Here is a 13003-nt window from a genome sequence, read left to right as displayed (position 1 = left end):
TTAATGAAATGCTCTGATTGCTGGTAAGCAGGTAACATGGCAGAAACAGTTTAAATCGACAGTGATACAAATACCTGTTGCTTCCATATCTTCTGTGTTCTGGTCTGTCGGATCCTTCATATGGTCAAAACCGCAGCTTTCTCCATCACTGAGTAACAACTCAAGAATAGCACAGTTATCTTTATCTACTTTCTTTACTCTGAAAATAAAGCTGGATAAGATGGGATTCATTTTGTTGTGATGGTTTTTTGTTGTGCCGAAACCTTTAAAAGGTTTGCAATCATTGCAGTATAAAATAACAGGTACGGTGTCTAAATCATTCGTTACCTCATTGGTACATAAAAGGTCGTTAATTGATTGTTCGCAGCTCGTATCACAGCAATTTTCTACAATGTCATTTTGAGCATCAACAATGTCTTTTAAAATATCTGCAACACAACTTCCGGTATCGTAATTTTTTCCACAACCCATGAGAAATTGCTCCTTTCACAATTTGAATTTACTTTCCTTACAGGATATGTGTCTTTACTATGTTGGTGTGGGCGTGTGTAGCCAAGGTGAATAACTAATTAATAAAATAAAATTCTGACTATACAAACGGAAAAAAAGTGTATATAATAAATAAAAACGGTTTCAATTTTCTGAGAAAGGGTATATATAGGTGAGTACACGAAGGAGGTGGAGAGGATGGGATATATTCTTCCGGTCCAGACTTCACAGTATGTTGATTATCATCAAAGAATACAGCCGGCGCAGAAAAAAGCTGATCATGTAGAAGCTCCTTTCAAAGTTCTATTTGAACGGAGACATCAGGAATTAAATGCAACTTATGACCGTTATTACCGCAATAGACCTGAACCTCAGAAACCGTTATCTTTACCATTAGATGCTTCGTTAATCACTGGTAAAGGAAAATATGTCAATCAATATGTATAGAAGCATTCCTTTTTATCACAGAGGAATGCTTCTTTGATTGAAGCAGAAAATCAGACTTAGTCAAGATCATCATATTTTTGGTGATTTCGATTATAGAAAGGAATAATAAATAAAGGCTCTCCTTTCGAATATTCCGCATAAAAAATTTCCGAAATATCTTGGTATCCCTGCTCACGAATAGATTCTTCCAACCAGGAAACAGGGAGATTTTTCTCCTCCAGATTATCTTTAATGATTTCTCCATCATTGATAAGTGTGATTGGTAACGTGACATCTTTAGGAGATAATTTTAAATCTTTACGTGTAGGTGTTTGATAATCTGTTTTTTTAAGAACAGAGACGGTTCCATTTGCTTCCAGGACGGCAAATTCTACTTCACTGATGGAGAAGACATCCTTTTCTCTCAACAGATGCTGCAGCTGATTAATATCCAGCTTGGTTTTTTTCATCATATCCCGGATGAGCTTTCCGCGATGAATAACAATGGTTGGACTTCCTTCGAGCATATGACGGGTCCGTTTATATTTTTGCGAAACAATTTCAATCACATACAATAGAAGGCCGTAAAGAACGACAACAAATGCTATTTCCGGTATCCCGGCATTCGGGTCAAATAACGCATTTCCTACTAATTCTCCTAACAGCAGTGCAGAAATAAAATCAAATGGCGTGATTTGTGATATTTGTGTTTTCCCTAATATCTTGGTGATGACGAATAAAGCAAATAAGCCAAAAATAAGCTCTACAAACATACTTAAGTAACTGGACATAAGATACGCTCCTTTTTCATTTACACTCTAACTTATATTGTGTACAGAAGAAGCGGAAAGATGTAAAAAAGAGCGCTTATCTTTAAGAGATAAGCGCTCTCATCCGTGAATTTATACCTTTTTTATCATAGTTACATGCGGGATACCAGCATCCATAAATTCGCCGGATGTCACATCATAACCCAGCTTTTGATAAAAATCCTGTGCATGTGTTTGTGCGTTCAGTTTTGCTTTATGAAAGCCCTGCTGGATAATTTCCTGTTCCATTTTTTGCATGATCTTTTTGCCGATGGATTTTCCGCGATGTGATTTCGCAACGCAGATACGTTCTAATTTACCTGCGCCGTTCTCCGTGAATCGCAGTCGGGCGGCAGCAACCGGCGTTTCGCCATCATAGGCGATAAAGTGCGTTGCGGATTGATCAAATTCATCTATTTCTAATTCTGGAGGTACGTTTTGTTCTTCTACAAATACTTCCTTCCGAATTTGATATACATCTTGTAATTCTTGCGGTGTAGTAGCGGTCTTTACGATCATGAATGTTTATTCCTCTCCTAATAAAAATGTTTCATACACTGTCCATGAGCCATTTTCTAATTCATATAACAGCTGGAAGCGATCAATATAGTCTTTAATAGCAAAACCTTCCATTTTTAATCTGCCTACGATATCAGAGAACTCATCATACTCTAAATCCTGCGCAATGGTAATATGCGGGACAAACGAATGCGTCTGATTATTTTCAAATATGCCTTGCTGCAGCTTCTCATTTAGTGTTTTTAGTTGTTCTTTCGGTTCAATTTTTAAATAAATCGTATTGGTTATCGGTTCGAAGGTGCTGACTTTGTTGATATGGATATAAAAAGGATCCACACTGTCGGCGATTTGGTGTAATGCCTGAACAACTTCATCAACTTGCTCCGGGTCTGTTTCAAACGGGTACTTCAATGTAATATGCGGAGGGATTAAAGAGTACCTTGGGTCGTAACGCTTTCTTAATGCATTGGCTTGGTCCTGTACCGTTTTTGAAGGAAAAATAGCGATTCCGTATTTCATTCAGACAACCTCCCAGTATATGATTAATAATCAATGATATAAACTGTATCTTCAATTAGTATAGCAAAAGAGAATAAAATATAGAAATTTTAATCAAATAAAGTAGTAAGCAAACGGCGCATATCATTCTGCCAATATTTCCATGTGTGGATGCCATCTGCCAGCTCATAGTAAGTATAAGCGGCTCCTGATTTTTTCAGTGCTTGATGTAATTGACGGTTGGGTTCTACAAAATCAGCTGTATTCCCGTCACTCATGTGTACGTCAGTTTCTTTTGTTCCAATTGTATGATAAATATCCAGTGCTGCCAACGAGGATGTTTGCTCTATATATGCTAACACGGTATCGTCAACATAAGGAGATTGCAGTCCTGCTTTTTCAAATAGATGCGGATATTTCATTGCTGTCATCAATGCCAGTGTTCCTGCTAGAGAATCACCGATAATAGAACGTTTTTTTCCTGCCTGATGTGCCGGAATTAATTCATCTAAGTATGGCACAACTTCACGTACGAGAAAATGGATATATGCCTCATTCTGTTCTCCTGACGGATGATATTTTTTTCTGCGATCATACTTATCTTTGTAATGAATTCCCACAAAAACAACGTTATGCAATGCTTCTTCATCATGAAGCTTATCGCTTAATGTAGCGACTCTTCCCATCTGAAAGTAATCTTTTCCGTCTTGCATAATACAAATTTCATATGGATAAGCATCAGAAAATGTTTCCGGATGATAAATCTGTAAGGTCATCATTTCCTCTAAAAATGAGCTGTGTATTTCTTTTTCGAACATTTTTCCTTTTCTGCGCAAATTTCCCACCTCCGTCTTTCTTGTCATATAAAAACAGTCTATCATTGTATGTTTATACTGTCACTTGAAGAAGAAGTCAATTTGAAAAAAGGATTAGAGAATGAAGTGACGTGAATACTCGATGCTGGATGAAATTTTCTATGCAGGAGGTTGTCTTTTAAGAGAAGGGGAAATGTTAGTTTGACTAATTTATGTGATGAAACTGGATTACAATTTGATTTATTTTATGACAGAACTAAGGATAATGATATCGGAAAAACTATGGTTGAAATTAGAAATAAATTTGGTGACACAGCAATTGTTCGAGCGTCTAGTTATACTGATTACTCTCGATAGGAGTAAAAAGATTGGCAATCATTTTGATTAGAGCTTATCTTTTTTTGGGGCGATGACGAAAAAAAGAAATAGTATGTCCAATAAAGATGCTCGTAAGTAAGGAAAGAAAATAGAGTATTTTCCCTTCTTAATGTTTTTGAGAGACTTAATAAGGAAAAAGAAATGAAAAAGTATTTTTTTATTTTTATTATAATTCTGTTTTGACAATATTATAGAAATTTCTATAATATTTGATAATTAAATCCATATATGAGAACATGGTTTTACACTTAATTTAAAGTAGGGGTATAATGTTAAGCATTGATTTTTAAAAAACTACTTCATTCGTGTCAATACAGCTAAAAAAGCCAATAGGAAACTAAACCTATCCTAATTTATTTACGTTTTATCCCATATAAACAAATTAATAGGTGAATATGGAGAGCGATAAAAATGGAATGCCTGTAAATTTGAAGTATATAGAAGATAATGGCGAATTTTTTGTCTATGCTGAAAATCAAATTTAACCTAGAGGTGCGCTGGGAAATGTATCGCTGGTATTGCAGGAGGATGGAACAACTGGTGGTCTTGGTGGAGCTGCTGTCGGAACTGTAACTCTACCTGTAGTTGGATCAGTCGGTGGTGGATTCGTAGGAACAGTTGGAGGCACAATTGGAGGCAGTTTAACCGGAGGCGCTACATTCTGTTAGGAGTTGAAATTTATGCAAAACAAAAAGCTATATAATCCTTTTGTTTTAGCGATATTACTTATAATAAATATCCTATGGATTTACTCTATTGTGAATTATTCTAACTTGAATTTAGGCAAAGCGTTTTTGATTAACATTCCTTTAATAACAGGAGTAGCGATCTACCTACTTGGATATATTCAGTTTCTTAAGTTTAAAAGTTATAAATGATTAATCATATTACCTTAATATTTATTATAATTTCCTTCTGGTATAACCAATGAAAACTCTAAAAACCCAAAAGTTGTCGGTAGGCAGACCGTTAAGATAGATGTTTGCCTACCGATAACTTTTGGGTTCTTTCAAGGTTGATTTTCCCACCAAAAATTTTATTTAGAAAGGTGAGATACTAGCCTTGCATTGGGATGGTATTGATTTTGAGAAAAAAGAATATACGTAAGAAACAATCTAAAACAGATATGTTTTCATAACCTGCGTCACACACGTGGAAATACTGTTTTTTGGAGTGTTAAGCCATTCAAAACGATTAGAACATGCTGATGTATGCATTACAATAAATATGTTCATTTGTCCGGATAGAATAGCTCAAGAAACAGCGAAGCAGCTCGATGATTGAATGAGTGACTCATTCGTCACTCATTCGTCATCAATAATGATTTTTTAAAACTTAGTTGTCTTTTAAAAGCCTTATGTGGTGATGAGCCGTACAGGATTTGAACCTGTGACCCCTTCCCTGTCAAGGAAGTATTCTCCCGCTGAACTAACGGCTCAAGTATACATTATGGTTTGCTGACAAACGATTCTTTGCCAACTAAAATGGAGGTATTATATGTAGCATAGACCTTGATATATCAAGGTTATTAGATAAATATATTATACAATGGACGTGATATATATTGCAAGTGTTATTCAAACCTTTTCTGAAAATACGAATGGTTTCTGATGGAATAAAGGTAAAATAACTTTCCAATTGTCTATTTGTAATCTTTCAAAAAATAGTCACAAAAACAAATTTGAATTTGGTTATGTTTAAATAATGTTGATATGTACATGTTTTTCAATTAATTAGGAAAAAGATTATCAAAAAATTCAAATGAAAGCGTTGACATTTAAGTTGAGTTCCTTTATACTGGTCAAAAGTGAACAAATGATTATTTTTTTGCACATTTGTTCAAAATGTATGTAATAATAACCTCGTTCAAAAAATAACAAAGGAGTGATATGATTAAGAAAAAATGAGTATTTCATATAAGCAGGAGGCTGTATTTCATTATGTCTAAAGCGGATTTGAGGTTATTATCAAAAATTGCATATATGTATTATAACGATAATATGTCTCAGCATGATATTGCACAGGAAATCAATGTTTCAAGAAGTAAAATATCAAGGCTGTTAGTAGAAGCACGAGAACAAGGGATTGTTCAGATAAATGTGACAATTCCTGTTACACGTTGTTTTGATTTAGAGCAGCAATTAGAAGAAACTTTTGGAATTCGTGAAGCAATTGTTGTTCCAGTATATTCGACCAAAGAGGAAAATATATTAAATTCTTTGGGGCAGGCAGGAGCAGAATATCTTGTGAACCATGTGAAAGAAGGGATGACTGTTGGTTTTTCTATGGGCGAAACGTTAAAGAGGCTTGCTTCTTATTTGGGGGATGAGCAGCAAATAGACTGTGAAGTGGTTCCGATTATGGGCGGAAATTGGCCAAAAATGGGGTATGGTCTTGATGCGAATACGATTTCTCAGAGCGTTGCCGAGAAATTAGGAGCCAAATGTTTTCCTTTATATGCGCCGGCTATTGTTTCCAATGAAACATTAAAAGAGTCTATTCTAAGTGATTTAACGGTTCAAAACGTATTTAAAAAATCATTAGAGACAGATATCACTTTTATCAGTGTAGGGGTAGAATCGTCCTCTCAAGCTCATATTCATCTATTAACGGAAGCAGAAAAGAAACAATCCAAAGAAGCGAATGTCGTTGGCGAAGTAGCTTTCTGGTTCTTTGACTCAGAGGGCAGTATTCCGGATATTGATATCCACAACAGGGTAATTGGACCAAGTATTGAACAGATCAGTAAGCATTCCAAAATCGTATTGGTATCCGGAAACAGTTATAAGAAAGAAGCAATTGCTTCTGCGCTTGCGGGGGAATGGGTGGATACATTAATTACCGATGAACATGTAGCAGCGTATTTGTTGAGAAATCAAAAAGAAGAAGGAAAACAACATATTGAACCAGAGATAGAGTTGAAGTAGCTGCGTGTAGATGATCTCTGGTATCCATCATCAAAAATGTCTCTAAGGTTGAACCTGGTTGATACCTGTTTTAAAAATATGCTTTAAAAGGCTTATACAGAGGAGAGATTCATTTTGAAAAGAGAGCTTGTTATTGGTGTTGATGGTGGGACAGAAAGTGTTCGGGCAGGAATTTTTGATTTGAAGGGAAACGAAGTAGGGGAAGGGATAACCTCTTATAAAACCTATTATCCAAAGCCGGGATGGGCTGAACAGAATCCGAATGATTGGTGGGCATCGTTAGCAGAGAGTATTAAAAAAGCAATGCAGGATGCGAATGCTACAAAAGATGAAATTCTAAGTATCGGTTTAGATACGACGTGTTCCAGTGTTGTATTTTGTAAAAATGATGGAACACCCGTGAGAAACGCGGTCATCTGGATGGATATTCGTTCTTCAGAAGAAGCGGAAGAAATGGCAGCAACCGGACATGAAGCGCTAAAATATAACGGTTTTGGAAATGTTTCTGCTGAATGGATGCCGAGTAAGGTACGCTGGGTTAAAAAGCATGAACCGGTAAATTACCATGAAACAGAAAAAATTATGGATTACGTGGATTGGTTTACATTCAAGATGACCGGCAAGAATACAGGTTCAGCAAGCACGACAACTTTTAGATGGTATTATGATGAAGAAAAAGGCGGCGTTCCTGCAGATTTTTATAAAACAATCGGCTTAGAGGATATTTTTGATAAGCTCCCGGAAGAAATTAAATATCTGGGTGAATATATAGGGGGGCTTTCTCCGTATGCAGCAGAGCATTTAGGATTAGCGGAAGGAACAGCTGTAGGTCAGGGCGGAGTAGATTGTTTAAATGGAATGATTGGCCTTGGTGTAACCAAACCTGGGAAAATGGCACTTATTACTGGTTCTTCTCATTGTAATTTAGCATTTACGGATAAATCCATTCATAAAGAAGGGGTATTCGGAACGTATCCGGGTGTTGTCTTCCCGGGAATGAAATTGGCTGAAGGCGGTCAGTCCTCTTCAGGATCCGTTATTAAATGGTTCAAAACACATTTTGGAAAAGATATTGAAAAAGAGGCTGAACAGCAAGGCGTTCGTGTTTATGACTTATTAAATAAAGAAGCGGCAGCACTTCCCCCAGGGTCAGAAGGGCTTCTTGTGCTGGAATATTGGCAAGGAAATCGAACACCTTATGTGGATGCGAATGTCCGCGGGTTTATTTCCGGTTTAACATTAAAGCATACACGAGCGCATATTTATCGGGCTATTATGGAAGCGATTGCATATGGTACAGAATTAAATATTAAAAATTTTAAAGAGAACGGCATTCCAGTTGAGGAGCTCTATTTAGCAGGAGGCGCAACGAATAGTGATTTATTTTTGCAAATTCACGCAGATGTAAGCAATTTGCCAATTAATGTGCCGGAGTCGAATCAGGTAGCTTGTTTAGGATCGGCTATTATGGCAACAGTTACAGCAGGAGCTTATGCAGACGCGGAGGAAGCCGTAAGTAACATGGTGCGGTATAAGAAGCGTATTGAACCAAATCCGGAAAATCATGAAATTTATAAATTGTACAGTGAACAATACCAGAAGGCCTATCCACAATTTAAAGAATGGATGCATGCTACAAGCAAACTGGATAGCATCGTTGCCGAAAAGGCCGTAAATCAATCTGTATAATTGGTATAAATAAACCAAAGATGTACGAAAAGGATGTTACGTTAAACCCAATATGTAAGGAGGATGTCGTGTTGAAAGCATTACGACTCTATGGACCAAAACAAATGAAGGTGGATGACATTCCTGTTCCGGAAATCGATGCGAATGAACTTTTGATTAAAATAGATTCTTGTACGATTTGCGGCAGTGATTTTCGGAATATTGCGGCAGGAGGCTCTGCACATGGAATGGAATTACCACGGGTTATGGGACACGAAATTGCGTCGACAGTTGTTAAAGTTGGAGCAAATTGGAAAAATGAATATGAAGAAGGCGAGCATATTATTGTTGCAGCAGTAAGCCCCTGTGGTAAATGTAAATTATGTCTGGAGGGCTATGAAAATCAATGTCTGAATAAACAGGCAACAGCATATAATTATGATGGAGGCTTTGCAGAGTATATGAGAGTGCCGGAACGTTCCATCCGGTCTGGAAATGTTTTAAAGGTTTCCAGTGATAAATTGCAGCAGGTTGCTTTAAGTGAGCCTTTATCCTGTGCTATTAACGGTCAGGAAATAGCTGATGTCAAACTGGGAGATAATGTACTCGTCGTCGGGTGCGGTCCAATGGGACTATTTCATATTCAACTGGCTAAATTAAATGGCGCAAAGCAGATTATCGCCAGCGATTTTGATACAAACCGTTTGGAAATCGCCAAACAGCATGGAGCGGATATTACTTTTTCGCCACAGAAAGAGGATCCAACGGAAAAGATAAAAGAAATCACCGACGGATTAGGAGTCAATGTCGTTATTGTTGCTGTACCGGTTCCGGAAATTGTCGGGGATGCATTGCAATGGGTAAGAAGAAGAGGCAGAATCAATGTATTTGGAGGAATGCCGAAACAAAGGCCGGAAGCAACACTTGATTTAAATGCCATTCACTATAATGAAATTACCATTACGGGAACTTCTGATTCAACTGCAAGACAATTAAGTATCGCTGCAGATTTAATATCAACGGGAAGAATAGAAACGGATTTTATGATTTCCAAAGTCGTCGATTTAGAAGAAGCGAGAGATATATTAGTAGCAGGACCACAACCGGAGCATATTAAAATTGTAGTGAAACCGGAGTTGAGCAGTGACGCATCGAAGAATAAAGCAGACAGCGCTTCTGTAACATAAAGAAAAACTGACATATTGGCCTAGAATAAGACGGATTGATTCCACTCTACCATGTCTCCAGACCAATATGCCAGTTGATTTATTCTAGCATTCTTGAAAATAAAATACAACTGCTGAAAGATGACCGCTATTCTATTCACGAAGAAGGAATAGCGGTTTTTAATTTGGCAAAAAAGCATGGTGATCAAGCAAGAATAAACAATTATATGAATATTTCATAACTTTTCTTTATTTCATCATTCCTGTAAAATAAAATAAGTTCTATCATAATAAGATTGAAAAGGGAAAGGACATAAAAAAGATGTTAGAAAAATTAAAAGCATACCGGTTTCCGTTAATTCTTTTAGCTTCTATAATCATTGGAGCGCTTATCGGATTAATTTTTGGGGAAGATGCAACCATCATTCAACCGCTTGGAGATTTATTTATAAATTTACTATTTATGATTGTTATCCCGCTTGTATTTTTCTCCATTTCTTCTGCGATTGCTGGAATGGACAGCATGAAAAGGTTAGGGAAAATTATGGGCTCCATGCTGACTGTATTTATCGTAACAGGCATTATTGCTTCTGTTTTTATGCTTGTTGCTACCGTTATTTTCCAACCTGGAGCAGGTGTTGATATTCCATTAAGTGCTCCGGAAGACATAGAAGAACAAAGTATGGGCGATCAATTGGTCAATACATTTACGGTTCCTGATTTTGTTGATTTGTTCTCAAGAGATAACATGATGGCGCTTATTGTGATGTCGATATTGATTGGTGTTGCAACTGGTTTATCAGGAGAGAAGGGAAGAACGTTTGGCAGATTCCTGACAAGTGCTTCTGAAGTGTTCATGAGGTTAATTAAGATTATTATGTATTATGCTCCGATTGGATTAGGCGCGTATTTTGCATCTTTAGTAGGGGAATTTGGCACAGAGTTGATTGGTGATTATGCAAAAGCAGTAATTGTCTATTACCCAGTTGCTGTATTGTATTTTGTGATTGGTTTTACTTTATATGCATTCCTTGCTGGAGGAAAAGCAGGAGTAAGCCGATTTTGGAAAAATATACTTGGGTCCGCTGCTACTTCGTTAGGAACAGGGAGCAGTGTAGCAACGATTCCTGTTAACTTGCAGGCTGCAGAACGTATCGGGGTTCCTAAAGATATCCGTGAAACGATTATGCCACTTGGCGCTTCGATTCATATGGATGGTTCCTGTTTATCAGCTATGTTAAAGATTGCCTTTATTTTTGGTGTGTTTAATCAGGACTTTATCGGGATAGATACATTTTTAACTGCTATTGGAATTTGTTTATTATCCGGTATCGTGATGAGCGGCATTCCAGGAGGCGGTTTTACAGGAGAGTTAATGATTATCACATTATACGGCTTTCCGATTGAAGCCTTGCCGATCATTACAGCTATCGGAGTGGTTGTCGATCCGCCTGCTACAATGGTTAACGCAACCGGTGATACGGTTTCCAGTATGTTGGTTTCCAGACATATGGAAGGAAAAGACTGGATGGAGAAAGCAGATGCTGCTAGAACTTAGGACTTCAGATAAGAGAATGATAGAAGGTGCTGTGTCTCAAGTAAATTTGAGAGGCAGCACCTTTTTTATATCACTATAATTTGTGGAACACTGTAAAGGGCATTAAAAATAACTGCTATAAATTAACAGTACACTTGTTCTTTTTTTGTGATATTATTATATTGTAAGAACAAACATTCGTAAAAAGTGATGCTTGGAGAGGTTAGAATGATTGGGTTTTTAACAAATGCTATAGAACAAAAAAATAAAGTAATGATTTATTATATGGACCAGGATTATAATGTCACACAGCGTATTATCAGAGTAGTGGGCATAGATGATAAGAAAATATTAGGTTACTGTTACTATCGAAAACAAGTTCGCAGTTTTAAGTTAGAAAACATTTTATCTTTTGGCCAGTTAAAGGAAGTGCGGGGACATGATGAGGTGGATAAAAAAATAAATAGAACGAATCTGCCTATTTTTACAGTTGGTTAATGTCTAGTATGTTGAAACAAACAGCGTATAATGATTTCAAAAGTCTGTTTACTCACTTTGTTTACTCACTTATTGTTTTAAGTACCTATAGTGACCTTAAAAAAGTCCTGAATCGATTCATTTTCTTGCAGTACCTTACAAAAGCCAACAGTACACAAAAAAGCCTTAGAACATTGATTTAACAACATGTCTAAGGCTTTTTTGTATTTTAAATAAAGCTTGTCTTTATTAACGAGAGTAGAACTCAACGATAAGTTGTTCGTTAATTTCAGCTGGAAGTTCAGAACGTTCAGGGTAACGAGAATATGTTCCTTCCTTTTTCTCCGCATCAAAAGTAGCATATTCTGGTACAAAGTTATTTACTTCAATCGCTTCATCGATGATATCCATTTTTTGAGATTTTTCACGAAGACCGATTGTTTGACCAGGTTTTGCAGTGTAAGATGGGATATCTACGCGAGTACCATCAACTGTAACATGACCGTGGTTAACAAGCTGACGAGCTTGTTTACGTGTACGGGCAAGGCCAAAACGGTAAACAAGGTTATCAAGACGAGATTCAAGAAGAATCATGAAATTCTCACCGTGAATACCTGACATATTACCAGCTTTATCGAACAGGTTACGGAATTGACGTTCATTCAATCCATACATGAAGCGTAATTTTTGCTTCTCTTGCATTTGCAAGCCATATTCTGATAGTTTTTTGCGTTGGTTCGGTCCGTGTTGACCAGGAGCGTAAGGGCGTTTATCTAATTCCTTACCAGTTCCAGTTAATGAAATGCCAAGACGACGTGATTTCTTCCATACTGATCCAGTAAAACGTGACATAGGACATTTCCTCCTTTATGTTTTATTTGTATAAAATAAAACGCGCGTGATCGTTCCGTTGTTCATTTTGTTTTCATGTACCATCACTCCAGTAGCAGAGAGTTACACGATACACCTTTTAAGAATTATCTTATAAAGGAACAAAATGAGTGCAAGCGTCGACTCACTTAGGCCACTTTATTATTTTACACAAAGACTAGTATATAATTTGTATGCACGCTTGTCAACAGTAAGTTGAAGAAAAACAAGCGTGCGGTAATCATTTGATGAAAAGAAGCTTGTTTCTAAAAACAAAAATGATTCATCATGCGGTTCTATCCGTTATAATGAATATATGAAAATAATTTATAAGTGCGTGTTCAAAAAGTCCGATAAATAGGATCAAGTCGGTTAAGAACGCGACGTCCTGTCGCAACACCGACACTAGCACGTCCTGTGCGTC

Annotated in this window: 13 protein-coding genes and 1 tRNA gene; 7 read left to right on the top strand and 7 right to left on the bottom strand. The window is 36.9% G+C overall.

Annotated features, from left to right (window positions below; all coding sequences use genetic code 11):
* Window positions 1-471 (bottom strand): CotY/CotZ family spore coat protein, encoded by a 471-nt coding sequence (locus tag B7E05_RS15000; protein WP_080874963.1) that lies wholly within the window; start codon window positions 469-471, stop codon window positions 1-3.
* 216 nt (window positions 472-687) lie between these two features.
* Here B7E05_RS15000 and B7E05_RS14995 point away from each other — a divergent pair, with 216 nt between their 5' ends.
* Window positions 688-936 (top strand): hypothetical protein, encoded by a 249-nt coding sequence (locus tag B7E05_RS14995; RefSeq protein WP_080874962.1) that lies wholly within the window; start codon window positions 688-690, stop codon window positions 934-936.
* 56 nt (window positions 937-992) lie between these two features.
* Here the strand turns inward: B7E05_RS14995 and B7E05_RS14990 are convergent, their stop codons facing one another.
* The 4 genes from B7E05_RS14990 to B7E05_RS14975 all read right to left on the bottom strand — a co-directional run bounded on the left by B7E05_RS14990 (window position 993) and on the right by B7E05_RS14975 (window position 3586).
* On the bottom strand, window positions 993-1706 hold the full coding sequence (locus tag B7E05_RS14990; RefSeq protein ID WP_080874961.1) for a YetF domain-containing protein: 714 nt from the start codon (window positions 1704-1706) through the stop codon (window positions 993-995).
* A 111-nt stretch (window positions 1707-1817) separates the two neighbouring features.
* Entirely contained in the window at window positions 1818-2243 is a 426-nt protein-coding gene (locus B7E05_RS14985; protein WP_080874960.1) for a GNAT family N-acetyltransferase, read from the bottom strand.
* 6 nt (window positions 2244-2249) lie between these two features.
* A complete protein-coding gene (locus B7E05_RS14980) occupies window positions 2250-2762 on the bottom strand; it encodes a YjcG family protein (RefSeq protein WP_080874959.1) in 513 nt (170 codons plus the stop codon).
* Between the two features lie 89 nt (window positions 2763-2851).
* Complete coding sequence (locus B7E05_RS14975; RefSeq protein ID WP_342745027.1) at window positions 2852-3586, bottom strand: alpha/beta hydrolase; 735 nt, start codon at window positions 3584-3586, stop codon at window positions 2852-2854.
* 866 nt (window positions 3587-4452) lie between these two features.
* On the opposite strand from B7E05_RS14975, the gene B7E05_RS22460 reads away from it, so the two are divergent.
* Window positions 4453-4602 (top strand): hypothetical protein, encoded by a 150-nt coding sequence (locus B7E05_RS22460; RefSeq protein ID WP_245833109.1) that lies wholly within the window; start codon window positions 4453-4455, stop codon window positions 4600-4602.
* A gap of 698 nt (window positions 4603-5300) precedes the next feature.
* On the opposite strand, the gene B7E05_RS14960 is transcribed toward B7E05_RS22460, so the two are convergent.
* A tRNA-Val gene (locus B7E05_RS14960) sits at window positions 5301-5372 on the bottom strand.
* Between the two features lie 502 nt (window positions 5373-5874).
* On the opposite strand from B7E05_RS14960, the gene B7E05_RS14955 reads away from it, so the two are divergent.
* From B7E05_RS14955 to B7E05_RS14935, 5 genes are all read left to right on the top strand, one after another.
* A complete protein-coding gene (locus B7E05_RS14955) occupies window positions 5875-6861 on the top strand; it encodes a sugar-binding transcriptional regulator (RefSeq protein WP_080874956.1) in 987 nt (328 codons plus the stop codon).
* Window positions 6862-6975: 114 nt separating this feature from the next.
* Window positions 6976-8550: an FGGY-family carbohydrate kinase gene (locus B7E05_RS14950; RefSeq protein WP_080874955.1), complete on the top strand. Its 1575-nt coding sequence runs from the start codon at window positions 6976-6978 to the stop codon at window positions 8548-8550.
* A gap of 71 nt (window positions 8551-8621) precedes the next feature.
* Window positions 8622-9716, top strand: coding sequence for a zinc-binding dehydrogenase (locus B7E05_RS14945; RefSeq protein ID WP_179134549.1), 1095 nt, complete (start codon window positions 8622-8624; stop codon window positions 9714-9716).
* 301 nt (window positions 9717-10017) lie between these two features.
* Window positions 10018-11253: a dicarboxylate/amino acid:cation symporter gene (locus tag B7E05_RS14940; protein ID WP_080874953.1), complete on the top strand. Its 1236-nt coding sequence runs from the start codon at window positions 10018-10020 to the stop codon at window positions 11251-11253.
* A gap of 207 nt (window positions 11254-11460) precedes the next feature.
* Complete coding sequence (locus B7E05_RS14935; protein ID WP_179134548.1) at window positions 11461-11730, top strand: hypothetical protein; 270 nt, start codon at window positions 11461-11463, stop codon at window positions 11728-11730.
* A 228-nt stretch (window positions 11731-11958) separates the two neighbouring features.
* Here B7E05_RS14935 and rpsD read toward each other — a convergent pair whose 3' ends face one another.
* Window positions 11959-12561, bottom strand: coding sequence for a 30S ribosomal protein S4 (gene rpsD / locus B7E05_RS14930; protein WP_080874952.1), 603 nt, complete (start codon window positions 12559-12561; stop codon window positions 11959-11961).
* Window positions 12562-13003: the final 442 nt, after the last annotated feature.

Source organism: Oceanobacillus timonensis (assembly GCF_900166635.1).
GTDB lineage: Bacteria > Bacillota > Bacilli > Bacillales > Amphibacillaceae > Oceanobacillus > Oceanobacillus timonensis.
This window is presented reverse-complemented; position numbering and strand designations above follow the sequence as displayed.

Coding starts and splice junctions, on each gene's coding strand:
- B7E05_RS14940 (WP_080874953.1), top strand. CDS start 10,018: ATGTTAGAAAAATTAAAAGCATACCGGTTTCCGTTAATTCTTTTAGCT.
- B7E05_RS14995 (WP_080874962.1), top strand. CDS start 688: ATGGGATATATTCTTCCGGTCCAGACTTCACAGTATGTTGATTATCAT.
- B7E05_RS14955 (WP_080874956.1), top strand. CDS start 5,875: ATGTCTAAAGCGGATTTGAGGTTATTATCAAAAATTGCATATATGTAT.
- B7E05_RS14980 (WP_080874959.1), bottom strand. CDS start 2,762: ATGAAATACGGAATCGCTATTTTTCCTTCAAAAACGGTACAGGACCAA.
- rpsD (WP_080874952.1), bottom strand. CDS start 12,561: ATGTCACGTTTTACTGGATCAGTATGGAAGAAATCACGTCGTCTTGGC.
- B7E05_RS14985 (WP_080874960.1), bottom strand. CDS start 2,243: ATGATCGTAAAGACCGCTACTACACCGCAAGAATTACAAGATGTATAT.
- B7E05_RS14935 (WP_179134548.1), top strand. CDS start 11,461: ATGATTGGGTTTTTAACAAATGCTATAGAACAAAAAAATAAAGTAATG.
- B7E05_RS14990 (WP_080874961.1), bottom strand. CDS start 1,706: ATGTCCAGTTACTTAAGTATGTTTGTAGAGCTTATTTTTGGCTTATTT.
- B7E05_RS15000 (WP_080874963.1), bottom strand. CDS start 471: ATGGGTTGTGGAAAAAATTACGATACCGGAAGTTGTGTTGCAGATATT.